Source organism: Asanoa siamensis (assembly GCF_016862555.1).
GTDB classification, from domain to species: domain Bacteria; phylum Actinomycetota; class Actinomycetes; order Mycobacteriales; family Micromonosporaceae; genus Asanoa; species Asanoa siamensis.
Genome location: NZ_BONE01000083.1, coordinates 11,530 through 34,871, shown reverse-complemented (window position 1 = coordinate 34,871; position 23,342 = coordinate 11,530). Strand labels below are relative to the sequence as shown.

Annotated in this window: 19 protein-coding genes and 1 riboswitch; of the genes, 13 read left to right on the top strand and 6 right to left on the bottom strand. The window is 72.7% G+C overall.

What is annotated here, in order from left to right:
• Positions 1–113: 113 nt before the first annotated feature.
• Positions 114–806: a TIGR03943 family putative permease subunit gene (locus Asi02nite_RS33870; protein ID WP_203718098.1), complete on the top strand. Its 693-nt coding sequence runs from the start codon at positions 114–116 to the stop codon at positions 804–806.
• 7 nt (positions 807–813) lie between these two features.
• Here the strand turns inward: Asi02nite_RS33870 and Asi02nite_RS33865 are convergent, their stop codons facing one another.
• Positions 814–1,899 (bottom strand): hypothetical protein, encoded by a 1,086-nt coding sequence (locus tag Asi02nite_RS33865; protein WP_203718097.1) that lies wholly within the window; start codon positions 1,897–1,899, stop codon positions 814–816.
• A gap of 152 nt (positions 1,900–2,051) precedes the next feature.
• Here Asi02nite_RS33865 and Asi02nite_RS33860 point away from each other — a divergent pair, with 152 nt between their 5' ends.
• On the top strand, positions 2,052–3,320 hold the full coding sequence (locus Asi02nite_RS33860; RefSeq protein ID WP_203718096.1) for an MFS transporter: 1,269 nt from the start codon (positions 2,052–2,054) through the stop codon (positions 3,318–3,320).
• Positions 3,321–3,379: 59 nt separating this feature from the next.
• On the opposite strand, the gene Asi02nite_RS33855 is transcribed toward Asi02nite_RS33860, so the two are convergent.
• From Asi02nite_RS33855 to Asi02nite_RS33845, 3 genes are all read right to left on the bottom strand, one after another.
• Positions 3,380–4,108, bottom strand: coding sequence for a YcnI family copper-binding membrane protein (locus Asi02nite_RS33855; protein WP_203718095.1), 729 nt, complete (start codon positions 4,106–4,108; stop codon positions 3,380–3,382).
• 95 nt (positions 4,109–4,203) lie between these two features.
• Positions 4,204–5,427 carry a Dyp-type peroxidase gene (locus Asi02nite_RS33850; RefSeq protein WP_203718103.1) on the bottom strand — a complete coding sequence of 408 codons (1,224 nt, stop codon included), beginning with the start codon at positions 5,425–5,427 and terminating at the stop codon, positions 4,204–4,206.
• Positions 5,424–5,978: a copper chaperone PCu(A)C gene (locus Asi02nite_RS33845; protein WP_203718094.1), complete on the bottom strand. Its 555-nt coding sequence runs from the start codon at positions 5,976–5,978 to the stop codon at positions 5,424–5,426. Before Asi02nite_RS33845 ends, Asi02nite_RS33850 begins: the two co-directional genes overlap by 4 nt.
• 132 nt (positions 5,979–6,110) lie before the next feature.
• Between Asi02nite_RS33845 and Asi02nite_RS33840 the strand changes: the two genes are divergently transcribed.
• The 5 genes from Asi02nite_RS33840 (at position 6,111) to Asi02nite_RS33820 (ending at position 11,534) form a co-directional block, all read left to right on the top strand.
• Positions 6,111–6,698 carry a copper resistance CopC family protein gene (locus tag Asi02nite_RS33840; RefSeq protein ID WP_203718093.1) on the top strand — a complete coding sequence of 196 codons (588 nt, stop codon included), beginning with the start codon at positions 6,111–6,113 and terminating at the stop codon, positions 6,696–6,698.
• Positions 6,699–6,787: 89 nt separating this feature from the next.
• Positions 6,788–7,372, top strand: a complete 585-nt coding sequence (locus Asi02nite_RS33835) for a sigma-70 family RNA polymerase sigma factor (protein ID WP_203718092.1) — start codon at positions 6,788–6,790, stop codon at positions 7,370–7,372.
• A gap of 73 nt (positions 7,373–7,445) precedes the next feature.
• The gene (locus Asi02nite_RS33830) at positions 7,446–7,976 is read left to right on the top strand and encodes a copper resistance CopC family protein (RefSeq protein WP_203718091.1); all 531 of its coding nucleotides are present in this window, start codon (positions 7,446–7,448) and stop codon (positions 7,974–7,976) included.
• Entirely contained in the window at positions 7,949–9,982 is a 2,034-nt protein-coding gene (locus Asi02nite_RS33825; RefSeq protein WP_444541784.1) for a bifunctional copper resistance protein CopD/cytochrome c oxidase assembly protein, read from the top strand. The genes Asi02nite_RS33830 and Asi02nite_RS33825 overlap by 28 nt, the downstream gene beginning before the upstream one ends.
• A gap of 64 nt (positions 9,983–10,046) precedes the next feature.
• On the top strand, positions 10,047–11,534 hold the full coding sequence (locus tag Asi02nite_RS33820) for a PepSY-associated TM helix domain-containing protein (protein ID WP_239127402.1): 1,488 nt from the start codon (positions 10,047–10,049) through the stop codon (positions 11,532–11,534).
• Positions 11,535–11,582: 48 nt separating this feature from the next.
• Here the strand turns inward: Asi02nite_RS33820 and Asi02nite_RS33815 are convergent, their stop codons facing one another.
• A complete protein-coding gene (locus Asi02nite_RS33815; protein WP_239127406.1) occupies positions 11,583–12,560 on the bottom strand; it encodes a ribonucleotide-diphosphate reductase subunit beta in 978 nt (325 codons plus the stop codon).
• Positions 12,561–12,577: 17 nt separating this feature from the next.
• Positions 12,578–14,986, bottom strand: a complete 2,409-nt coding sequence (locus Asi02nite_RS33810; protein WP_203718089.1) for a ribonucleoside-diphosphate reductase subunit alpha — start codon at positions 14,984–14,986, stop codon at positions 12,578–12,580.
• A gap of 118 nt (positions 14,987–15,104) precedes the next feature.
• A riboswitch (cobalamin riboswitch) is annotated at positions 15,105–15,314 on the bottom strand.
• Positions 15,315–15,658: 344 nt separating this feature from the next.
• Here Asi02nite_RS33810 and Asi02nite_RS33805 point away from each other — a divergent pair.
• From Asi02nite_RS33805 to Asi02nite_RS33780, 6 genes are read left to right on the top strand one after another with little or no spacing between them, the layout of a single operon-like run.
• Positions 15,659–18,214 (top strand): prenyltransferase/squalene oxidase repeat-containing protein, encoded by a 2,556-nt coding sequence (locus Asi02nite_RS33805; RefSeq protein WP_203718088.1) that lies wholly within the window; start codon positions 15,659–15,661, stop codon positions 18,212–18,214.
• Positions 18,211–18,840 (top strand): SCO2322-related protein, encoded by a 630-nt coding sequence (locus Asi02nite_RS33800; RefSeq protein ID WP_203718087.1) that lies wholly within the window; start codon positions 18,211–18,213, stop codon positions 18,838–18,840. The genes Asi02nite_RS33805 and Asi02nite_RS33800 overlap by 4 nt, the downstream gene beginning before the upstream one ends.
• On the top strand, positions 18,837–19,763 hold the full coding sequence (locus tag Asi02nite_RS33795; RefSeq protein ID WP_203718086.1) for a dihydrolipoyllysine-residue succinyltransferase component of 2-oxoglutarate dehydrogenase complex: 927 nt from the start codon (positions 18,837–18,839) through the stop codon (positions 19,761–19,763). The genes Asi02nite_RS33800 and Asi02nite_RS33795 overlap by 4 nt, the downstream gene beginning before the upstream one ends.
• Positions 19,724–20,866 (top strand): energy-coupling factor transporter transmembrane component T, encoded by a 1,143-nt coding sequence (locus tag Asi02nite_RS33790; protein ID WP_203718085.1) that lies wholly within the window; start codon positions 19,724–19,726, stop codon positions 20,864–20,866. The genes Asi02nite_RS33795 and Asi02nite_RS33790 overlap by 40 nt, the downstream gene beginning before the upstream one ends.
• On the top strand, positions 20,863–22,473 hold the full coding sequence (locus tag Asi02nite_RS33785; RefSeq protein ID WP_203718084.1) for an ABC transporter ATP-binding protein: 1,611 nt from the start codon (positions 20,863–20,865) through the stop codon (positions 22,471–22,473). The genes Asi02nite_RS33790 and Asi02nite_RS33785 overlap by 4 nt, the downstream gene beginning before the upstream one ends.
• Positions 22,470–23,327: an ECF transporter S component family protein gene (locus tag Asi02nite_RS33780; protein WP_373312375.1), complete on the top strand. Its 858-nt coding sequence runs from the start codon at positions 22,470–22,472 to the stop codon at positions 23,325–23,327. Before Asi02nite_RS33785 ends, Asi02nite_RS33780 begins: the two co-directional genes overlap by 4 nt.
• Positions 23,328–23,342: the final 15 nt, after the last annotated feature.

Below are 23,342 nucleotides of genomic sequence, written 5' to 3'. Positions count from 1 at the left end.
AAGCTCATCTCGATGCAGACGGGCGTGTTCGGCCGGCGGTTCGCGGCGCGGTTCTCCCCCGCCACCTTCGCGGTCGCGGTGCTCGTCGCCGTCGGCGTCGGGGCGGTGGTGCTGTGAACCGGCAGGCGCAGGGCGTCGTGCTGTTGCTGCTCGGCGGCGCGGTGCTCAAGGCGAGCCTGACCGACGTCTACCTGCGCTACGTCAAGGAAGGGCTGCGGCCGTTCCTGATCGCCGCCGGCGCGGTGCTGGTCGTGACGGCCGTGATGACCCTCGTGCACGACCTGCGGCAGCGCCGGGAGGACCACGCCCACGGGCCCGCCGTCGGTTGGTTGCTGGTGCTGCCGGTGCTGGGCCTGCTGCTGGTCGCCCCGCCGGCGCTGGGCGCGTTCGCCGCCGGCCAGGCCGGGACGGCGCTGTCGAGCCAGGCGGTCTCCGACTATCCGCCACTGCCGGCCGGGGATCCGGCCGACATCAGCGTGCTGGAGTACGCGTCGCGCGCGGTCTACGACAACGGCGTGTCCATCGGGGACCGTACCGTCCGGATGTCGGGTTTCGTCGTGCCGGGCGAAGGCGGCGAACTGCTGCTCGCCCGGATGATCCTGTCGTGCTGTGCGGCCGACGGCCGACCCATCAAGGTCGGCATGACCGGCGGCCCACCGGTCGACCTGCCCGCCGACACGTGGATCGAGATCACCGGCCGTTACACCGATCGGAGCGCCGCCGACCCGGTCAACGGCGAGCGGATCCCCTATGTGGACGTACGCTTGTGGACGCCGATCGACCCGCCCCGCAACCAGTACCAGTGAGCCCCGCTCAGGACAGGGTCCGCAGGTCCACGACGGTCCATGACATCCGGTCCTCGAAGCCGCTGGACCACCAGAGGAAGCCGCCCCGGCACAGCACGCTGATGGCGTCCGGCGCGACCGCCAGGGTCTGCGACCGGGCGATGTCGTAGAGGGACAGCGGCCGGCCGACCGCCGCCCGCGTCGCCGGGTCGAGGGACGTCAGGATCTCGAACCGGTCGAGTACGGCGACGTCGGTCACCGGGAACCCGACGTCCGGCCCGGCGATCCGGCGCCGCTCGTCGCCGTCGACGCGGACGAGGTCGACCTGGCCGCTGCCGCCGTCCTCGAGGACGATCGACCGGCACCAGGTGGCGCCGCAGGCCGGGAAGTCCGCAGGCCCGGCCAGGAACTCCCGGGTCTGCCGCGTGGTGCGGTCCATCAGCACGACCCGGCCGCCACCGACCGCGTCCGTCCCGTCGAGCAGCGACGGCCAGCCGACCGGTGACCAGGTGCCGGCCACCGAGTCCGTCCGCGCGTCACCGCCGTCGAGAGCGACCGATCGCAGCGCGGTGTCGTCACCGGCGAGCGCGGTCCAGTGCAGCCGACCGTCCACGATGGCCAGATCGTGGGCGGAGTCGGTCTGCCGCACGTCACCGGCGTCCGCGACGATCCGGCGGGCCGCGTCGCCGTGCGCGACCCACATCGACGTCGTCCGCGCGCCGTCCGCGTCCTCTACCGACTCGGCCCAGGCGACCCGGCCGTCGTCATCGGCCACGAACCCGAAGAACTGGGGAGCCGCCACCGCCGGCAGCCGCCGCAGTTCGCGGACCTCGTCGCCGCGCACGGCGAGCAGGCGGACGAAGGCCTCGTCCGTGGTGAGCGCCTGGCCGAGGGAGGTGCCGGCGTCGAGGAACAGGCTGGGCGTGTAGACGGTGCCGTCGGGCAGCGAACCGGACACGGTTCCCCGCTCCGCCTGCGGCCACACGGCAGCGAGGCTCGGCGCCGGCGCGGTCCGGTCATCGTCGCGCGCCGCCGGCGGCAACGACAGCAGCCACCCGGCGGCCAGCAGCGCGGCGACCAGCCCGGCCCACCGCCGCTCGGGGCCTGAGACCACGCGACAGCTCCCCATCGCCGACGAAACGAAACCGCAGACTATCCAACGACCAGCGGCGGGGTCTCCGTACGCCCGCGGGTCAGCCGTAAGGCGACCAACCCCATACCGCCACTTACTTGCTATTGCCAATAGTTTGCAATAAGACTGGGGCCATGTCACGACTGCTGCCGGAGCGCGGGCCGCAACGCCTGCTCGCCGCGTCGAACCTCGTCTACACGGTCGGCAGCGGCCTCTACCTGACGGCCGGCGTCCTCTACTTCACGCAGGGCGTCCGCCTGCCCGCGGGCCAGGTCGGCGCCGGCCTCGCGATCGCCGGGTCCGTCGCGCTGGCCATCGGCATCGGCGCCGGGCACCTCGCCGACCGGCACGGCCCCCGCCGTGTCTACGCCGTCACGCTCGCCGTGCAGGCGCTGGCGACCGCGTCGTTCGTGCTGGTGCACAGCTTCTGGCCGTTCGTCGTCACGGTCTGCCTCGCCACCGGGGCCAAGGCGGCCGGGCTCGCGGCCCGCAGCCCACTGATCCGGCACTTCGGCGGCGACCGTCCGCAGGAGTTCCGGGCATACCTGCGCGCGGTGACCAACGTCGGGATCTCGCTCGGCGCGCTCGCCGCGGGCTGGGTGGTCCAGGTGGGAACGCTCTCCGCGTACCAGCTGATGGTCGTGGGCAACGCGATCGCGTTCGTGGTCTCGGCGGTGATCCTGGTCGGCCTGCCGGCCGTCGCGCCGGCGCCCGTCGCGGACGACGGCACGCGCCGGGTCGCGCTGCGCGACTGGCCCTATCTCGCGCTGACCGCGATCGACGGTGTCATGGCGATCCAGTTCAAGGTGCTCACGGTGGCCATCCCGCTGTGGCTGGTCACCGCGACGACCGCACCGGCCTGGACCGTGTCGGGCACGATGCTGATCAGCACGATCATGGTCGTGCTGTTCCAGGTGCGCGCCAGCCGTGGCATCGACTCCCCCGTCGCCGGCGGCCGCGCGTACCGCCGCTCGGGCATCGCCTTTCTCGCCTCCTGCGCGCTGATCCCGTTGTCCCGCGGCATTCCGGGGTGGGCCGCGGCGGTCCTGCTGCTGGTCGCGGCGGTCGTGCACACGGTCGGCGAGCTGTGGCACTCCGCCGCCGGCTTCGAGGTGTCGTTCGCCCTCGCGCCGGTGCACGCCACCGGCCAGTACCTCGGCGTCTTCGGCCTCGGCGCCGGCCTGGCCGAGGCGCTCGGGCCCGGACTGCTGATCGCCCTGTGCATCTCGTGGGGCACACCCGGCTGGTACGTGGTGGGCGCGCTGTTCGCGGTGACCGGGCTGCTGGCCCCGGCCGCCGTCCGCTGGGCGCGGGCAAGCGAGCGGGGCGGCCGCGTCGACGACCGCCCCGCTCGCTCCTGGCGCCCGACCACGCGTGCCCTGCGGCAGCGCGGTGCGGCCTGACGAGTCGAACTCACCGGCACCGCCCGCCCACGTGTGGCCCGGCCCCCGCCCTGAAGTTCTCAGCCCTTCGCGGTGCTGGACCGCCGCCAGGCCAGCACGGCGAAGATCAGGGCGGCCAGCGCGAGAACCAGACCGGCGACACCCGTCACGGTCCCGGTGGACGAGTCGCCGCTGTCGTCCGCCGACGCGGCCAGGTTGACGTTGGCGTTGGCCGCGGGCGACGCCGCCGCGCCGCCGGTCGCGCCGGCCTTGGCCAGCTTCAGCACCGGCGCCGGGTGTTCGGCCTCCGCACCGGCTGCCGGCTCGTCGATCCAGCGCACGACCTCGTTGTTCGAGTACGTCTGCAGCGCCTTGAAAACCATCTGGTCCACCTCGGGCAGCGGCCCGGCGGACACCTCGAACTCCTGGAACTCGCCCGGCTTGACCTCGCTGCCCGCCGCCGCCGTCCAGGTGATCTTCGTGACCGCCTCGGTGATGTCCTCGCCGTGCGCCTTCAGCGGCGTCGCGAGCTTCGACTTCTCCGTCGTGGCCGTCCAGCCGGGGGTCGGGCGCACCGACACCGACGCGACCGCGGTCTCGGCCGGGATGTTGACCTCCACCTTCACCGTCGACGCGTTGTCCCGTTCGTTCGGCACCCGGAACGCGAGCTTGGCGTAGCCGCCCTGCGTCGCACCCGTCGCGTTCACCGTGACGTGCGCCGACGCCGGCCCGATCCCGAACCCGACCGCGCCCGCGAGTCCCACCAACGCCGCCACACCGAGGCCCGCTGCCATCCGCCTTGCTCGCATCGCTCACTCCTGTCGAAAGCGCCGACCGGTGCCGGCTGACACAAAGTCGTCGATGACGTAGTCGTCCGGCCGCCGCGGAAAGTTCCCGAGTCGGCTCAGCCGAGGAGGGACTGGCCCACCCATTCGCCTTCACGGCAGCCCGGTGGGACGGCGAACACGGCCGACCCGATGGGCGTGATCCAGTCGTTGAGGAGGTCGTTCTCGGCCAGGTTCCGCTGGATGGGGAGGAACTGGCTGCCGATGTCCCGCTGGTAGGCGGCGAAGATGAGCCCGGCGTCGGAGGTGCCGTCGGGGGCGGGCGCGTCGTCGTAGTTGTAGGGGCGGCGGAAGATCCGCTGCCGGTCGGACCGGACGTGTGCGCGGGCGATGTGCGCCGACTCCGAGATGACGGTGAAGCCGAGCTCGTTGGTCTTCGTGAGATCGGGTTCGTCGTGCTCGGCGACTCCGGTCAGCGGGGCGCCGTCGGACAGGCGTCGCCCGACCGCGAACTCCTTGGCGGTCGGGTCAGCGGCGTCCCACGTCTCCAACTCGGCGCGGATGCGCCGGACGACGACGGTGGTGCCGCCGTGCAGCCAGCGTGGTCCACTGTCGACCCAGACCGCGCCGTCGAAGACCGGTGAGCCGAGCGGCGGGTTGCGGGTGCCGTCGAGCTGGCCCATGACGTTGCGTTGGGTCACTCCGTCGTCCTGCATGCCGCGCCCGCGGCGAAAGCCCCGCTGGGTCCAGCGCAGGCGGCCGAAGGCCCGGGTGTCCTTGATCAGCATCCGCTGCGTGTGGGTCACGGTCAGCGGGTCGTCGGCGCAGATCTGGATGAGGAGATCACCGCCGGTCCACCGTGGTTGGAGCTTGTCGATCGGGAACGCGGGCAGCGGCTCCAGCGACCGCGGCCGCTGCGTCTCCACGCCGGCCGCGGCGAAGACCTTCGGGCCGAACCCGAACGTGACGGTCAGCCGGGCCGGCACGACCGCGAGCTCGGGTTCGGTGTCGGCGAGGGCGGGGCGGCCCTGGGTGAGGCGGGCGGCGTCGTCGGTGAGCAGCCGCATCATCCGCCCCAGGGCCGCGCGGTCGACCCCGTCGAGTAGGTCGAAGGCGAGGAACACGGCGTGCGCCTGGGCGGGTGTGTCGATGCCGGCCTGGTGGGCGCCGAAGAACGGCACGGTCTGCGTGCCGAGGGGCTGCGCCGGTGGCGTGGCCGGCGGGGTGTCGGTGGCCGCGCCGGCATGCGTGAGGCCGGCCCCGACGACGCCCCCGCCGACGGCCAGAGCGCCGCCGCCGAGGAGCCGCCGCCGGGACAGCGGCCGGTCGGGCGTACCCATCAGCTCATGGTCATCGGGCTGGCGCCGGTGCCCGGGTTGTAGCTCTCGTTGCCGCCGGCGAAGTCCTTGGCCACCGCCGTGAACGCGAAGGTCGTGCCGTCGCCGAGGGTGAGGGTGACGGTGACCTCGTCGCCGGCCTTCACCGGTGCCTTGACGTCCATCAGCATCAGGTGGTCGCCGCCGGGCTCGAGCACGTGGCTGCCGCCGGCCGGGATCTCGAACCCGCCCTCCTTGGGCCGCATCTCCATCTTGCCGTCGACCTCGGCGACCTCGTGCAACTCCATCATCGGCGAGGCGGTGGAGGTCGCCTTGACGATCGTGACGTCGGCGCCACCGGTGTTGAGCAGGGTGCCGAACGCGGCGGTCATGCCCTTGTCCGCGGTCTTGACCCACATGTCGCGCACCGCGATGGGGTCGGCCGCGACGGAGGCGGACGGCGGCGGTGGGGTGCCGGTGGTCGCCGGTTCGGCCGCGGCACCGCAGGCTCCCGCGAGCAACGCGAACGCGGCGGTCGCCGCGAGCCCGAGGCCGCGCGCCGTGGTGGAAATGCTCATGCCGTGGTTCCTCCGGTCGTCGCTCACGAGTGGGTCAGAGCATTGGTCGCCGACAGGCGGGCAGAAGTTCCGGCTCGTCCGCGTCCGTCGCCGGCGGCTACCGTGTGAGGGCTCACTCGAGGAGGCATCACCATGTCCCGTGCCCGTTCGCTCGCCGTCGTGGCCGCCGTCGTGGCCGCGTTGACGGCGTGGTTGCCGGCGGCGCCCGCGTTCGCGCACACGAAGCTGACGGGGTCGACGCCCGCGGCGAAGGGCACCGTGAGCAAGCCGATCACCGAGTTGACGCTGACGTTCAGCGGGCTGATCAAGAAGGCCGGGACCACGGTGGTGGTGTCCGGGCCGGACAAGGTGTCCTACAGCGACGGTGCGGCCGCGGCGGTGGATCGCACGATCACCCAGGCGGTGCGGCCGCTGCCGGTCGGGGAGATCACGGTCCGTTGGCGCACCGTGTCGTCCGACGGCCATCCCATCCAAGGGTCGTTCACGTTCACCAACAAGGCCGCCCCACCCGTCGCGGCCAGCCCGAGCCCGACCGCCGCAGCCACTTCCTCACCGGCTCCGGCGGCGGCCGAGCCGACCGTGGCCGCCGCGGTGCCCGTGTCCCGAACCGCGGCGGGCGAAGGATCCTCGCCGCTCGGTTGGATCATCGCCGCCGTGGCCGCGGTCCTCGCCCTCGGTGGCGGGCTGGTGTGGTGGCGGCGCCGTCGGACGGCTGCCTGACATGAGCAAACATACAGATGCTGATCGATGTCAAGCGTGTCGTCGGATGCCGGTTCTCGCGGGCGCCGTCGGACGCTAGCCTGATCCCCATGCCTGAGCCCGGTCCGGAGTCCGTCGACCCGATCACGGAGCGTGCTCTGGCCGCGGGCGCCGGCGATCGCGCCGCTGCTGCCGCGTTCGTGGAGGCGACCCAGCACACCGTACGGCGCTTCGTCGGGCACCTCTCGGATCAGGGCGACGTCGACGACCTCACGCAGGAGACGTACCTGCGGGCGATGCGGTCCCTGCCGTCGTTCGACGCCCGCTCGTCGGCGACGACGTGGCTGCTGGCCATCGCCCGCCGGGTCTGTGTCGACCACGTGCGGTCGATCACCCGGCGACCGCGGATCGCACCCACCCAGGACTGGCGGATCGCGGCGGAGGCCGCGGCGTTGCGGGAGCGGCCGGCGGGCTTCGAGGTCGGCGTGGCGCTGACGAACCTCGTGCGCGCGTTGAGCGACGAACGGCGGGAGGCCTTCGTCGCGACGCAGATCGCGGGGCTCAGCTATACGGAGGCCGCGGAGGTCTGCGGCTGCCCGGTCGGGACGATCCGCTCCCGGGTCGCCCGAGCGCGGGAGGACCTCGTCGAGGCGATGACCGCCGAGGGCCGGGGACGGCTACGGCCGACGAGCTGATCCGACTCACCGGAACCACCCGGGCGACTACGACGACTAGTAGGAGAGCAGTCGCCAACGGAAGTCGTCTCCCATGCCCTCGTCGCACCGTCCCGCCCGTATCGCCGCGCTGATCGGTGGCCTCGTCACCTTCGCCGTGGTGGTGCTGCCCGCCGCTCCGGCGTGGGCGCACAACGAGCTCACCTCGTCCGCGCCGGCTGACGGCGCGCGGCTGGCCACCGCTCCCGGGCAGGTCGTGCTCACCTTCACGCAACGGCTCGATCAGCGGTACACGCAGATCGTCGTCACCGATGGTCACCGTGCGCCGATGCCGGCCCAGCCTCCGACCGTGTCCGGCACGTCCGCGATCCTCGACCTCGACGGCGACCTGCCTGACGGGGGTTACACGGTCGCCTACCGGGTGGTGTCTCCCGACGGTCACCCGGTGCAAGGTGCGTTGAGGTTCTCGGTGGGCACGGCCACGGCCGCGACCGCACCCTCGCCGAGTGCTGCGTCGGCCGGGCAGTCGCGGTCGGGCCTGCCGATCGCGGCGCTGATCGCCGGTGCCGCGCTGGCCGTCGCCGGTGGCTGGGCGTTCTGGCGGCACCGGGCGCGGACCCGGTGACGCTCCGTCGGTGGCCGGTCGCCGTCGCCGGGCTCGGCGTCGCCGCCGCGACGATGACGGTGCTGCTCGGGTACGGCGGCGGCGTCGACGACAGGCTCCTGCCCGGCCTGCCGTATCCGGGCCCCTTCACCGCCTGGATGCTGCCCACCGCCCGCCTGGGCACCCAGGTCTTCGCCGCGGCGACCGTCGGCCTGCTGCTCGGCGCCACCGTCCTGGCGCCGCGACGCGACCGCCTGCTCACCCCGCTCGCCTACCGGCACGTGCGGGCCGCGCGCTGGCCCGCCCTGGCGTGGGCCGTCTCGTCGGTCGCCCTGCTCTGCCTGACCATCTCGGACCTGCTCGGACGACCCGTCGGTGCGACCGTCTCGGGCACGTCGATCATGACGTTCGTCAGCTCGGTGGACCTCGGTCGCGCCTTGGCCGTGTCGGCGATGCTGGCCGTCGCGGTGTTCCTGGCCTGCACGGTGGCCCTACGGCCCGGTGGTGCGCTGTTCGCTCTGGTGCTCGCGCTGGTGGCCGTGACTCCGGCGGTGTTCACCGGCCACGCTGCCTCTGCCGACAACCACCAGCTCGCCGTCTCCAGTCAGCTCCTGCACGTCGTACCCGTGACGCTCTGGGTCGGTGGCCTGCTCGCGCTGTTGCTCGTCTCCAGGACCGACGCCGGCGACCTGGCCCGCGCCGTCAGCCGGTTCTCCGCGCTGGCCGTGTGGTGCCTGGTCGCGGTTGGGGTGTCGGGGGTGCTGTCGGCCGCGGTCCGATTGCCGTCCTGGACGGAGCTGCTCACCACCTGGTACGGGCAGTTCGTCCTGATCAAGGTCGCGCTGTTCGCGTTCGCCGGCTGGGCCGGCTGGCAGCACCGCCGGGCGACACTGCCGCATTTGCGGGCCGGCGACCGGCGGGCGTTCGTCCGCGTCGCCGCCGTCGAGGTGCTCGTCTTCGCCGCCGCCCTCGGCGCCGCTGTCGCCCTCTCCCGGACGCCGGCACCCGTCGCCGCCGAGTCGGAGGACGTCGCGACGTCCCTGCTCGGCTTCGCGATGCCGCCCGCGCTGTCGATCGGCGCTCTGGCGACCCGCTGGCTCGTCGACCCGCTCCTGTTGGCCGCGGTCCTCGCCCTTGCCGGCACCTACCTGGCCGGCGTGCGCCGGCTGTCCCGCCGCGGCGACGCGTGGCCGCCGGGGCGGACCGCGGCGTTCCTGGCCGGCTGCGCGGTCGTCGCCGTCGCGACCTGCGGCGGCATCGCCCGCTACGCACCGGTGCTGTTCTCGGTGCACATGGTCGAGCACCTGCTGCTGGCGATGGTCGCCCCGGTGCTGCTGGTGCTCGGCGCTCCGGTGACGCTCGGGCTGCGTGCGCTGCCGGCAACGACGGACCCGACCTGGCCGGGCCCGCGGGAATGGCTGCTCGCCGCCGTCCACTCCCGGGCGGCCCGCCTGCTCACCCAGCCGCTCGTCGCGCTCGGCGTCTACGTCGTGAGCATGTACGCGTTCTACTTCACCGACCTGTTCGCGCTCGCGCTGCGCTCCCACGCGGCCCACCTGCTGATGGTCGCCCACTTCCTGCTGGCCGGGTACCTGTTCTTCTGGGTTGTGGTCGGCATCGACCCGGCCCCCCGCGGCCGGCCGTCCCCGCTGGTCCGGATGGTCCTCGTGCTGATCTCGATGGTGCTGCACGGCTTCCTCGGCCTGGCCATCATGCAGTCCAGTGACCTGATCGCCGGCGACTGGTTCACGGCGCTGCCCCGCGACTGGGGTCCCACCCCGGCCGACGACCAGTACGTGGCCGGCGGCATCGCCTGGTCCTTCGGCGAGCTGCCGACCGTGCTCGTCGTGGGCGCCGTCTTCCGGCAGTGGATCCGCGCCGACAAGCGGGAACAGCGGCGCCTCGACCGCGCCGCCGACCGCGCCGAGGCGGGCGGGCCACCCGACGCCCACGACGCCTACAACGAGTGTCTCGCCAAGGTGGCCGATGAGGAGCGCAGCAGTCACGACATAGATGGCGGGAACTGATCGGCCTCCGCCGCCGACCAACACGGTGGCGCGCCAGCCGGCGCCACGCCACCTTGGAGGCCCCTTGTCCACGACCACCGAGCTCACCGAACCGGGTACGCCGAAGTCCTCGGCGACCGATCCGGGCCGCGCCGGCGCCGCCGCGGCCGAACGCCGGCGAACCATCAGCCCGCTGGTGCTTCGCCTGCATTTCTACGCCGGCATCCTCATCGCGCCCTTCCTGGTGGTGGCCGCGATGACCGGACTGGCATTCGTGTTCAGCCCGCAGCTCGACCAGGTCGTCTACGCCCACGAGTTGCGCGTGGATCCGACCGGAGCGGCCCGGCCGTTGGCCGAGCAGGTCACCGCCGCCCGGCAGGCCCACCCCGACGGCGACCTCGCCACGGTGATCCCGCCCGTCGCGGCCACCGATACCACCAAGGTGGTGTTCAACCTTCCCGAGCTGGGCGAGAAGCAGCACACGGTCTACGTCAACCCCTACGACAACGCGGTACGGGGGACGCTGACCACCTGGTTCGGCTCGACACCGCTGCAGACCTGGCTCGACGACATGCACCGCAACCTGCACCTCGGCGTGGTCGGCCGGCACTACTCGGAACTCGCGGCGAGCGGGCTGTGGCTGGTCGCCCTCGGCGGGCTGTTCCTGTGGCTGCGTCGCCAGTGGACAGGCCGTGGCAAGCTGCGTCGCACCGTCCTGCCGGACCTTGCGGCCAGGAAGGGCGTCCGGCGTACCCGCGGTTGGCACGCCGCCACCGGCGTCTGGCTCGTCATCGGGTTGCTCGCGCTGTCCGCGACCGGGCTGACCTGGTCCCGCTACGCCGGCGCCAACTTCGACGTCGTGCAGGAGGCCTGGGGCGGCCCCCGGCCGACGCTCGACACCGCCCTGCCCGGCGGGCCCGCGGGCGGCGGCGACACCGGCGGCGGCCACCACGGCGGCGCCGCACCCGCCGGCGGCGACGTCACCATCGCCGACGTGGACCGGGTCACGATCGTCGCGCGGGAAGCGGGCCTGGCCGGCCCGATCCAGGTCACTCCCCCGGCCGAGCCCGGCGCCGCGTGGGTGGTGGCCCAGAACGACATGAGGTGGCCGACGAGGCAGGACAGCGCCGCCGTCGACCCGGCCGCCGGGACCGTGGTCGCCCGGACGTACTTCGCGGAATGGCCGCTCATGCAGAAACTGTCGACCTGGGGCGTGTCCCTCCACATGGGATACCTGTTCGGGCTGCTCAACCAGGTCCTGCTGGCCGCCCTCGCCCTCGGCCTGCTCTGCGTGATCGTCTGGGGCTACCGGATGTGGTGGCAACGCCGGCCGACCCGGGCCGACCGGGCCGCGCCGCTGGGCGCGCCGCCGGCTCGCGGAGCCTGGCGGCAGGCCCACCCCGCCGCGGTCGTCGTGCTCCTCGTGCTGGCCGTCGCGGTCGGCTGGTCCCTGCCGATGCTGGGCATCAGCCTCGCCGCGTTCGTGATCGTCGACCTGCTGATCGGCGCGCTGCGCCGGTGGCGCACCGGCGGCGCGATGCCCACCTCGCCCGCACCGACCGCCCAACCCTGAGCCGGCAATGCCGGCCGCCCGCATCCCTGGGGCGGCCGGCATCCGGTCTCAGAAGTCCTCGTCGAAGCCGACCGTGCCGGTGACGCCGACCTGGTAGGCCGACACGCGGCGCTCGAAGAAGTTCGACAGCTCCTGCACGTCCTGGAGCTCCATGAACGCGAACGGGTTCTTGCTGCCGTACTTCGGCGCGATGCCGAGCGTCGCCAGCCGCCGGTCGGCGACGTGCTGCAGGTATTCCCGCATGTCGCCCAGCGACAGCCCGCTGATGCCCTGCCCGAGCAGGTCCTCGGCGAACTGCACCTCGCAGTCGACCGCCTCGGCCAGCATCTCGGTCACCTGGCGGGTCATCTCGTCGTCGAACAGGTCCGGCTCCTCCCGCCGGACCACCTCGACCACGTCGAACGCGAACGCCATGTGCATCGACTCGTCCCGGAACACCCAGTTGGTGCCGCTCGCCAGGCCCTGCAGGACACCGCGGGAGCGCAGGAAGTAGACGTACGCGAAGGCGCCGTAGAAGAACAGCCCCTCGATGCAGGCCGCGAAGCAGATCAGGTTGAGCAGGAAAGCTTTCCGATCCTCCCGGGTACGCAGCTCGCGCAGCTCGAAGATCGAGTCGATCCACTTGAAACAGAACTCGGCCTTGCGCCGGATCGACGGGATGTTCTCGATCGCCGCGAACGCCTCGTACCGCTCCGCCTCGTCCGGCACGTACGTGTCGAGCAGGTTGAGATAGAACTGGACGTGTACGGCCTCCTCGAAGAGCTGCCGCGACAGGTACAGCCGGCCCTCGGGCGAGTTGACGTGCTGGTAGAGGTTCAGCACCAGGTTGTTGGCGACGATCGTGTCGCCGGTCGCGAAGAACGCCACCAACCGGGAGATCAGGTGCCGCTCGGCCGGCGACAGCTTCTCCAGGTCGGCGAGGTCGGTGTGCAGGTCGACCTCCTCTACCGTCCACGTGTTCTTGATGGCGTCCTTGAACCGGTCGAAGAACGCCGGGTAGCGCATGGGTCGCAGGGTCAGGTCCATACCGGGGTCGAGCAGTGTCACTGGCAGGCCTCGCAGCTTTCCGGGTTTTCGAGGGAGCAGGCCAGGGCCTCGGCGTCCGCGTCGGAGACGAGGCTGATCGGAGCGATCGGGGTGATCGGCGTAACCGCCGGGGTCACGGCGACCGTGGCCTGCTGGATCCGGGTCGCGGGACGCGACCGCAGGTAGTAGGTGGTCTTCAGGCCGGCCTTCCACGCGTACAGGTACATCGAGGAGAGCTTGCCGATGGTGGGAGCGCTCATGAACAAGTTCAGCGACTGCGACTGGTCGATGTACGGCGCCCGCGCGGCGGCCAGGTCGATCAGCGCCCGCTGCGGTAGCTCCCACGCGGTGCGGAAGAGCTCGCGGACGTCGGCGGGCAGCTCGGTGATGTCCTGCACGGAGCCGTCGGCCCGCTTGATCCGCTCCCGGATCTCGGGCGTCCACCTGCCGCGCGCCTTCAGCCCCCGTACCAGATAGGTGTTGATCTGCAGGAACTCGCCGGACATCGTCTCGCGCTTGAACAGGTTGGACACCTGCGGCTCGATGCACTCGTAGCAACCGGCGATCGACGCGATGGTGGCCGTCGGCGCGATCGCGACGAGCAGCGAGTTGCGCAGCCCGTGCGCGGCAACGGTTTCCCGCAGCGCGGCCCACCGCTCCGGCTGTGTCGGCGTGGCGCCCCACAGGTCCGGGTGCAGGTCGCCGTGCGCCGCCCGGGTTTCCGCGAAGGCGGGGTGCGCCCCGAACTCCGCGGCCAGCCCCGCCGAGGTCTCCAGCGCCGTCAGCAGGATCTCCTCCTGCACCCGCGTCGACAACTCCCGCGCTCCGGCGGAGTCGAACGGCAGTCGCTGCGCGAAGAACGCGTCCTGCAGGCCCATCAGCCCGAGCCCGACCGGCCGCCAGCGCGGGTTCGACGCGGCCGCCTGCTGGGACGGGTAGTAGTTGATGTCGATGACCCGGTCCAGGAACACGACCGCCGTGCGTACGGTGGCCCGCAGCTTCTCCCAGTCGATCCCGGTGCCGTCGGCGGTCAGGTGCCCGGCCAGGTTGATCGAGCCGAGGTTGCAGACCGCCGTCTCGTCGTCGGAGTTCACCTCGAGGATCTCGGTGCACAGGTTCGACAGGTGGATGGTGCTTCCCGGTCCACCGGTCTGATTGGACAGTGCGTTCGACCGGTCCTTGAACGTCATCCAACCGTTGCCGGTCTGCGCCAGCGTGCGCATCATCCGGCCGTAGAGGTCGCGGGCCTTGACCGTGCGCACCGCCTTCTTCTCCGCGGCGCGGTAGGCCTCGTCGAACGCCTCCCCGAACAGGTCAGGCAGCTCGGGCGCGTCACTCGGGTCGATCAGCGACCAGTCCCCGTCGGCCTCGACCCGGCGCATGAACTCGTCCGGGATCCAGTTGGCCAGGTTGAGGTTGTGCGTACGCCGGGACTCCTCACCCGTGTTGTCGCGCAGCTCGAGGAACTCCTCGATGTCCGGGTGCCACGGCTCGAGGTAGACGCACGCCGCGCCCTTGCGCCGGCCGCCCTGGTTGACCGCGGCCACGCCGGCGTCGAGCGTCTTGAGGAACGGCACGATCCCGTTGGACCTGCCGTTGGTGCCCCGGATCAGCGCGCCCCGGCCACGGATCCGCGACCAGGAGATGCCGATGCCGCCGGAGAACTTCGACAGCTTCGCGACCTGGTGGTAGCGCTCGTAGATGGAGTCGAGCTCGTCGCGCGGCGAGTCGACCAGGAAGCACGACGACATCTGGGTGTGCCGGGTGCCGGAGTTGAACAGCGTTGGCGAGCTGGGCAGGTAGGCGAGGCTGGACATGAGGCGGTAGAAGGCGATCGCCTCGCCCGGGTTCGTCGAGAGTCCACAAGCGACGCGAAGGAGCCAGTACTGTGGCGTCTCCACGACCAGCCGGGTCTCGGGGTGCTTCAGCAGATAACGATCCGCCACGGTACGCAGGCCGAAGTACTCGAACCGCCGATCGCCGTCCGGATCGACGGCGTCGTCGAGCTTGCGGGCGTTGCGGGCCACGAACGCGGCGGTCTCGTCGCCGATCAAACCGTTCTGGTACGCGTACCGGATGGACTGGCTGAAGCTCGCGACCCCCTGCCCGCGCACCTCCTTGTCCACATAGGCCGCGAGCAGCCGCGCCGCGAGCCGGGAATACTGGGGTTCCTCGCCGATCAGCTCGGCGGCCGTCTGGATCGACAGCTTGTCGAGCTCGGCGGTGGTGGCACCGTCGTAGAGCCCGCTGATCGTCTTGGTCGCGACCCGCAGGGGGTCGACCTCGTCGAGGTCGCCGACCCACCGCTCGACCGCCTTGACGATCTTGTTGACGTCGACCGGCTCCAGATCACCGTTGCGCTTGCGCACCTGCATCACCTGGCGGCGCTGCTCCGGCACGATCGCCTTGTCCTGCGTGACCGTCATGGTCCCCCTCCGCACGCTGACACCGAGGTCGTCAATCACGCGGGGACGCCACCGGACGCGCAGGGTCCGGTTGTCGGCGTCGGCCGTCCCGCGCGGCCTTCGACCGCCGCACGCCCTGTTGGCCTGCGGCGCGCTGGCAGGTCTTCGGACTCGTGGGCGTCGGTGCACGCTCCTACTGGCCGTCGCTTCCCAGGACCCGTCGGCCCAGTGCTTCGTTGACGGCGGTCGTTCCCACTTACCGCTGCGGGGCAGTCCCGGACTCACACCGGGTTCCCTGTTGCCTCGACCGTCCCGACGGGACGCCCGAACCAGCTGCGGGACACACCATATATGGGCGCCCCCCGGAACACGCAACACCAGATGATGTGTCGGCGTGTCGGCGTCGCCGGTCATGCGAAACGTCACAGTGGCGCGCGAGTCGGGTCGCGGGTTACTGTCCCTGCTCGGCGCCGCCTGGCGTCGGCACAACCGAATACGTTCCAGCCGCCCGCGCCAGGGGAAGCCGGTCGAAGTCCGGCACTGTCGCGCAACCGTGGGTCACCTTCCTGGTGACGAGTCGGGTCCACCACGCGGGCGGCGAGTCAGACCCCTGTCGCGAAAACAGAGGTGACCACCCGGCGTACGTGCCGTTCACTCACATCTCGTTCTCGCGCTCCATCCGAAGGACGATGTGTGAGCGCAACCCTCGCCAAGGTCGCCGCGTTGACGGCGGTCGCGGCCGCTGTGCTGGTCGTGGTGCCCGCCGATGCGGAGGCTGCCGACCGACCCGCGGCGCGATCCAACTCCCAGTGGCTCGCCCGCCAGCTCGCTCCCGACGGCACGCTGCAGAACCCCAACGGCGGCGTCCTGCCCGACTACGGGCTGATGATCGACAATCTGTTCGCGATGTACGCGTCCGGCGACGGCGCGCTCGCCGCGCCCATCGTGCGCAACCTCGACGACGACGGCCACGCGAGCGACTACTTCACCTGGGACGGCCTGGTGCCGGGCGCCGGGTTCGACGCCATCATCACGGGTGGCGCCGCGGCGAAGGTGCTGGTGGCCGCCGAGGTCGCCGGCCGCGACCCGCGCAACTTCGACGGCTACGACATGGTCGCCGAGACCAAGGCCGCCATCAGGCGGTCCGGCCTGGACACCGGCCGGGTCAGTGACTACTCGAAGAACCCCGAGTACGCCGACTATGTCAGCAACAACTCGAACATGTTCGGGCAGTCGTTGGCCATCATCGGCCTGGCGGCCGTCGGCGAGAACGACCAGCTCGCCATCGACACGCTGGTGACCCAACAGTGCGCCGAGGGCTATTTCCGGATCTTCTTCTACTACGACCCGGCGATCACCCGGCTGGCGAGCTGCGACGAGGGCAAACCATTCGACCAGTCGGCGCCCGACGGTGACGCCACCGGGATGGCGCTGTCGGCCCTGCTGGCCGCGCGGGAGGCCGGTGCCGCCGGGCTGGACGAGCCGATCGACCGGGCGGTGAGCTGGCTGCTCGCCAACCAGGACGCCGGCGGCGGTTGGGGCGGCGGCGTCACCACCCAGGCACCCAACACGAACAGCACCGGGCTGATCGTCCAGGCGCTCGCCCAGGCCGGCGTTGCCGTCGACTCCGGCGCCGCCTACCTGGCGAGCGCGCAGGTCACCGCGGCCGACACCGGCAACGCGCTCGGCAACGACATCGGCGCGATCGCCTACACGCCGAGCGACTACATCGCCGCCCGGGACAGCGGCATCGTCGGGCTGGACACCTGGATCCGGGCCGGCGCCCAGGCGTCGCTCGGGCTCTCCCAGGTCAGCTTCTACGACCTCGCTCAGGGCCGGGTCCCCACCGATCCCGACCCGACCGAAACCCCGACGCCGACCCCGACGGCCACACCCACACCGACCGCGACGCCGGACCCGACCCAGTCCGCCACCCCGACGCCGACCAGCCCGAGCGCGTCGCCCACGCCGACACCGAGCCGGACGGCCACCGCTCGGCCTACCCCACGCCGCACCACCACGCCGCCACGACCACGACAGACCCGCCACACGGTGCCGGCGGCAGGGGTGGCGCCGCAGGCGGCGACCGGCAGCCCCGCCGGCCGGCTGGCCCACTACCTGGCCGGCCGGCTGACCGGCGGCGACCACGTCGAGGTCACCGAGAACGGCAAGACCTTCGTCGACTACGACGCCACCGCCGACCTCGTGCTCGGCCTGCGCGCCCTCGGCGAGCAGCCGGCGGCGGTCACCCGGGCCACCCGCTTCCTGCTGCGGCCCGACTCGATCCAGGCGTACGCGCACGGCGCACCGTACGAAAAGGGCCCGGCCGCCTACGCGGAGCCGCTGGCCAAGCTGGTCATCATCGCCCGCTTCGGCCAGACCGACGCGGCCGTGCCGGCGACGACCGTGGCCACCCTGGACGCCGACCTCGCCAAGCTGCGCGGCGACGACGGCCGGTTCACCGACACCGGCGCCTTCGCCGACACCGCGCAGACGGTGCGCCGGCACGCCTGGGCCACGCTTGCCACGATCGCCGGCGCACCCGCCGACAGCGGCCCCGCCGTCGAGCGGCTGATCGCAGGCCAGTGCACCGACGGCACCTTCCCGGCCGTGCTCGGCACCAGCGGGTGCGCCGCCGGTCAGCGGCCCGCGACCGCGGCCGCCCTCGTCGCCCTCAACGCCGCACCCGCGACCACCAGCGGTGCGGCACCCACCGCCACGCCCACCGCGGTCGTCGCCGGCACACCGGCCGGCTGGCCACCGGCGCGCACCAGGGCGCTCGAACGTGCCGCGGCCGCGCTCACCTCCGGCGCGACCGACGTCGTGCGCAACGAGTCGGGCACGGTCGACGCCGTCCACACCGCGGTCGTCGCGACCGGCCGCCAGGCCGTCGGCCTCGACAGCGGCGGCGCCGCCCGCACGCTGGCCACCCTGGCTCGCCCTGACGGCGGCCTGCCGAAGCTCGGCGGCACGGCCAGCGACGTCGCCGCCAGCATCGCCGCGGCGCCGGGCGTCGCCGGCCGCTCGTGGCCGGCGGCCACCGGGTCGCCGGTCGTGATGGCGGTGCGCCTACCGCTGCCCGCCGCCGACTCCCAAGCCGCGGTCGCGGCCGCGGCCGGCGACACCGGCGTGCCGCTCTGGTTCGCCCTGACCCTGTTCGCGCTGGGCTTCCTGCTCGCGGCCGGCATCCTGCTCGTCCGTCGCTATCTCGTCCGTCGGCACTCAACCCACAAGGTGGTCGCGCCATGAAACGAGTCCTGTCCCTGCTGAGCGGCACCGCGCTGGTGCTCGGCCTGATCGCCGTCGCGCCCGCGCCGGCCGGCGCCGTCGACCCGACCAAGGGCTACAACGGCATCTGCACCGGCGCCGACGCCCTGACCGGCGTCACGGTCGTCATCGACTTCCAGGAGCTCAACGGCAACGGCGGCGTCGCCGCGCCCACGATCACCCGCTGCTCCCCCAATGCCAGTCCGGGCACCGCGCGGACGGGTATCAAGGCGCTGCAGGACGCGGGCATCGGGGTGACCGGCGTGGCGCAGTGGGGGCTCGGCTTCGTGTGCCGGCTGGAGAACCGGCCCTCGGCGATCGAGTCGATCCCGCGGGCGGGCAACCCGACCTACAAGGAGGCGTGCGTCGTCACGCCGCCCGCCAACGCCTACTGGTCCTACTGGCACGCGACCGGCGCCGGCACCACCTGGACCTACAGCAGCTTCGGGGCGCTGAACCGCACCGTCGTACCCGGTGGCTTCGAAGGCTGGTCGTTCTCGTTGAACCGCACGGCGTCGACCAACCCGGTGCCCCGGGTGACGCCGCGCAACCCAGCCGTCAGCGCGCAGGGGACGGTGTACGCGACCGCACAGTTCACCGTCCAATGAGGTCTCGCCTGATCGCCGCGGCGGCCGCCGTCCTGGTGACGCTGGTCGCCGCGCCGGCCTACGCGATCGACCACAGCAAGGGCCGGCCGGGCTTCTGCCCCACCGCGACCGGCGTCACCGTCGTCGTCGACTTCCAGGAGCTCGGCGGCACCACCATCGTGCGCTGCTTCCCGAGCGCCGCGCGCGGCACCGGCCTCGACGCCCTCAAGGGCGCCGGTTTCCAGATCGCCGGCGTGCAGCGGTGGGGCGAGGGCTTCATCTGCCGGGTCGAGAACCGTCCCTCCGCGGTCGAGATCATCCCGGCGCAGGGCAAGAAGAACTACCGGGAGCTGTGCATCGACACCCCACCCGGCAGCGCCTACTGGTCCTACTGGCACGCCGGCAACAACTGCCCCTGGGTCTACAGCCAGTGGGGGGTCAAGAACCGCGACTTCATCCCGGGTGGCTTCGAGGGCTGGTCGTTCTCGCTGAACCGGACCGCCGACACCAACCCGTGGCCCCGGATCGCCGCGGTCCGGCCGGGCTCCACCACCGGACACTGCGACGCGCCGGTCGAGCCGAAGCCGACCTCGAGCAACCCGAACGAGCAGGCGCCGCCCCGGCCGAATCCGCCGCCCCGCGCGGGCGGCGACGACGACCCGGAGCAACCACCGGCCGCCGACGACGATCCCACGGCACCCGCCGCCACCAGCACCACGCTGCCGCCGCCCCGGCCCCGGGCCAGCGCGAGCCCGACGGCCGGCAACCCGGCGCTCAACGCCGCCTACACCGGCGGCGAGGGCGCCCCGGACGTCAACGACGTGCTCCGCGAGCAGTCCGGCGCGAGCCTGCTCGCCGCCTGGGTGGCCGGTGCCGCGGTGCTGCTCCTCGCGGCCGCCGCCGGATGGATCGCGTGGCGCCGGAACCGGGCCCGCCAGGCCTGATGTTCGGCACCTACTTCCTGCCCCGCGACCTGCACCCCGCCGCCTGGTGGGTGTGGGCGCTGGGCCTGGCCACCGCCGCCAGCCGCACCACCAACCCGTGGCTGCTCGGCCTCATCATCGCCGTGGCGTGCCTCGTCGTGGTCGCCCGCCGCGGCGAAGCACCGTGGGCGCTGGCGTTCCGGCTCTACCTCGTCCTGGCCGGGTTCATCGTCACGATGCGGGTCGTGTTCCGCGTCATCTTCGGCGGCGCCGAGGGCTCGACGATCATCCTGCGGCTGCCCGAGATCCCCCTGCCCGCCTGGGCCGCCGGCATCCGGCTGTTCGGCGCGGTCTCCGCCGAGTCGGTGCTGGGCGGGTTCTACGACGGGTTGCGGCTGGCCACCATGGTCGTCTGCCTCGGCGCCGCCAACGCCCTCGCCAATCCCAAACGGCTGCTCAAGGCGATGCCCGCGGCGTTGTACGAGGTGGGCACCGCCGTCACTGTCGCCCTGTCGGTGTTCCCACAGCTCGCCGAGAGCGTGCAGCGGGTCCGGCAGGCCCGCAAACTGCGCGGCGGCACGGGCAAGGGCGTCCGCGCCCTGCGCGGGATCGTCATCCCGGTGCTCGCCGACGCCCTGGACCGCTCGCTGCTGCTGGCGGCCTCGATGGACTCCCGCGGCTACGGGCGGGCCGGCGTCGCGACCACCCGCGCCCGTGCGGCCACCGGAGCCCTGATGGTCGTCGGTCTGCTCGGCGTCTGCGTCGGCGTCTACGCCACATTGGATGGTTCCACACCTCGCTACCTGGCCACCCCGGTGCTGGTCGCCGGCCTGGCGGTGGCGGTCGCCGGCTTCCGCGCCGCGGGCCGGCGGGTGCACCGCAGCCGCTACCGGCCCGACCGGTGGCAGCTCGCCGAGGTCGTCGTCGCCGCCAGCGGCGTCGCCGTCGCCGTCGTCATGTTCGGCACCTCACGGGTCGACCCCACCAACCTCAACCCGTCCCTGATCACCCTGTCCTGGCCGCTGCTGTCCTGGCCGCCGCTGCTCGGCGTGCTCGCCGGTGTCGTACCCGCCCTGCTCGCTCCGCCGCCGGTCCTGGCGACGCCCGAAGAGGTACCCGCATGATCACCCTCGACCACGTCAGCTTCTGGTACCGCGGAGCGGGCGAACCGGTCCTCGCCGACGTCACGCTGACCATCGGCGAGGGTGAGCTCGTCGTCCTGGCCGGACGCACCGGCGTGGGCAAGTCGACCCTGCTCGGCACCGTGAACGGCCTGGTCCCGCACTTCACCGGCGGCCACCTGGCCGGCACCGTGACGGTCGACGGCGTCAGCACCCGGTCCCGGCCACCCCGCGAGTTCGCCCACCTCGTCGGCATGGTCGGCCAGGATCCCCTCGCGGGCTTCGTCACCGACACCGTCGAGGACGAGCTCGCCTACGGCATGGAACAGCTCGGCGTCGCACCGCAGGTGATGCGTCGCCGGGTCGAGGAGACGCTCGACCTGCTCGGCATCGCCGAGCTGCGCCGGCGACCGCTGCGCACCCTCTCCGGCGGCCAGCAGCAGCGGGTCGCCGTCGGTGCCGTGCTCACCATGCACCCCCGGGTGCTCGTCCTGGACGAGCCCACCTCGGCCCTCGACCCGACCGCCGCCGAGGACGTGCTGGCCACCCTCGCGCGGCTCGTCCACGACCTCGGCACCACCGTCGTGATGGCCGAGCACCGGCTGGAACGGGTGGTCCCGTTCGCCGACCGGTTCATCTACCTGCCCGGCGACGGGTCCGTGCGCGACGGCGAGCCGGCCGCCGTGCTGGCGGGCATGCCGATCGCCCCGCCGATCGTCGAGCTGGGCCGACTGGCCGGCTGGTCTCCGCTGCCGCTGTCGGTGCGCGACGCCCGCCGCCGCGCCGAGGCGATCCGCGCCGACCTCGCCGCCGCGCCGGCACCGGCCCGGCCCGCCCCGACCAGCCCGGAGCCCCCGCTGCTGACCGCCGAGCGCGTGGTCGTCCGGTACGGGACGACGGTCGCGGTGCGCGGCGTCGACCTCGACCTGCACGCGGGCAAGGTGGTCGCGATCATGGGCCGCAACGGCTCCGGCAAGTCGTCGCTGCTCTGGGCCGTGCAGGGCTCCGGCCCCCGGCAGGGCGGGACGGTCGACGTCGCGGGCGACGACCCGGGCGCGCTGCCCAGCGCCCGCGCCCGCAAGCTCGTCGGCATGGTCCCGCAGACGGCCGGCGACCTGCTCTACCTCGAATCCGTCGAAGGAGAGTGCGCCGCCGCCGACCGCGAGTCCGACGCCACCCCCGGCACCTGCCGCTTCCTGCTCGACTCGCTGGCGCCCGGGGTCGACCCCGACCAACACCCACGGGACCTGTCCGAGGGCCAGCGGCTCGCGCTGGTGCTCGCCGTCCAGCTCACCGCCGCGCCGCCCGTACTGCTGCTCGACGAGCCCACCCGCGGCCTCGACTACACCGCCAAGGCGGCGCTCGCCCGCCAGGTCGGCCACCTCGCGAAGCGGGGCCGGGCCGTCGTGGTCGCCACCCACGACGTGGAGTTCGTGGCCAGCGTCGCCGACCGGGTGGTGGTGCTCGCGGAGGGCGAGATCGTGTCCGACGGCCCCACCGCGGAGGTGCTGGGTGGGTCGCCGGCATTCGCCACCCAGGTCGCGAAGATCATCGGCCCGGACTGGCTCACCGTGTCCGAAGTGGACGACGCACTGAAGGCGGCCCGGTGATCCGGCTGCGGCCGCGCTCGGCGGTCGTGCTGACGCTGGCCTCGCTGGCCGGCCTGATGATGTTCGTCTGGCCGCTGCTGGTGCGGGTCGAGCCGCAGAGCATGCAACACGGGCCCGACGCCCCGTTCGTGTTCATCGGCATCCTGCCGATCCTCATCGTCGTCGTCCTCGCCGAGCTCAGCGAGGGCGGCATGGACTCCAAGGCGCTGGCCATGCTCGGCGTGCTCTCGGCGGTCAACGCGGCTTTGCGACCGCTGGGCGCCGGCACCGCCGGCATCGAAACCGTCTTCTTCATGCTGGTGCTGGCCGGCCGGGTCTTCGGCCCCGGGTTCGGCTTCGTGCTCGGGTGCACCTCACTGTTCGCGTCGGCGTTGCTGACCGCCGGCGTCGGCCCGTGGCTCCCGTTCCAGATGCTCGCCTCGGCCTGGATCGGGATGGGCGCCGGCCTGCTCCCCCGCCGGGTCACCGGCAAGGCCGAGATCGCGATGCTGGTCGGGTACGGCATCGTCGTCGCGTACCTCTTCGGGTTCATCATGAACCTCTGGTTCTGGCCCTTCATCACCGGCGCCGAGGTCGACTACTACAGCGGCAGCATCTCCTACGTCCCGGGCGCGCCCGTGCTCGAGAACCTGCACCGCTTCGTGGTCTTCACCGTGCTCACCTCCACCGCCGGCTGGGACACCGGCCGCGCGATCACCAACACGGTCGCGATCCTCGTCGTCGGCCCCGCCGTGCTCGCGGTGCTGCGCCGGGCCGCGCGCAAGGCGTCCTACGGCGAGAGCGGCACCTTCGCACCGGCCGGCGAACCTTTCTCGAACCCGGTCCGCGCCCGACCGCCGCGGCCTCCGAGCTAGCCGCCGCACGCGGGC

Excerpts from the sequence above, each read along its gene's own strand:
- Asi02nite_RS33860 (WP_203718096.1), top strand. The coding sequence starts at position 2,052 with ATGTCACGACTGCTGCCGGAGCGCGGGCCGCAACGCCTGCTCGCCGCG.
- Asi02nite_RS33855 (WP_203718095.1), bottom strand. The coding sequence starts at position 4,108 with ATGCGAGCAAGGCGGATGGCAGCGGGCCTCGGTGTGGCGGCGTTGGTG.
- Asi02nite_RS33845 (WP_203718094.1), bottom strand. The coding sequence starts at position 5,978 with ATGAGCATTTCCACCACGGCGCGCGGCCTCGGGCTCGCGGCGACCGCC.
- Asi02nite_RS33840 (WP_203718093.1), top strand. The coding sequence starts at position 6,111 with ATGTCCCGTGCCCGTTCGCTCGCCGTCGTGGCCGCCGTCGTGGCCGCG.
- Asi02nite_RS33835 (WP_203718092.1), top strand. The coding sequence starts at position 6,788 with ATGCCTGAGCCCGGTCCGGAGTCCGTCGACCCGATCACGGAGCGTGCT.
- Asi02nite_RS33830 (WP_203718091.1), top strand. The coding sequence starts at position 7,446 with ATGCCCTCGTCGCACCGTCCCGCCCGTATCGCCGCGCTGATCGGTGGC.
- Asi02nite_RS33815 (WP_239127406.1), bottom strand. The coding sequence starts at position 12,560 with ATGGACCTGACCCTGCGACCCATGCGCTACCCGGCGTTCTTCGACCGG.
- Asi02nite_RS33810 (WP_203718089.1), bottom strand. The coding sequence starts at position 14,986 with ATGACGGTCACGCAGGACAAGGCGATCGTGCCGGAGCAGCGCCGCCAG.
- Asi02nite_RS33800 (WP_203718087.1), top strand. The coding sequence starts at position 18,211 with ATGAAACGAGTCCTGTCCCTGCTGAGCGGCACCGCGCTGGTGCTCGGC.
- Asi02nite_RS33795 (WP_203718086.1), top strand. The coding sequence starts at position 18,837 with ATGAGGTCTCGCCTGATCGCCGCGGCGGCCGCCGTCCTGGTGACGCTG.
- Asi02nite_RS33790 (WP_203718085.1), top strand. The coding sequence starts at position 19,724 with ATGGATCGCGTGGCGCCGGAACCGGGCCCGCCAGGCCTGATGTTCGGC.
- Asi02nite_RS33785 (WP_203718084.1), top strand. The coding sequence starts at position 20,863 with ATGATCACCCTCGACCACGTCAGCTTCTGGTACCGCGGAGCGGGCGAA.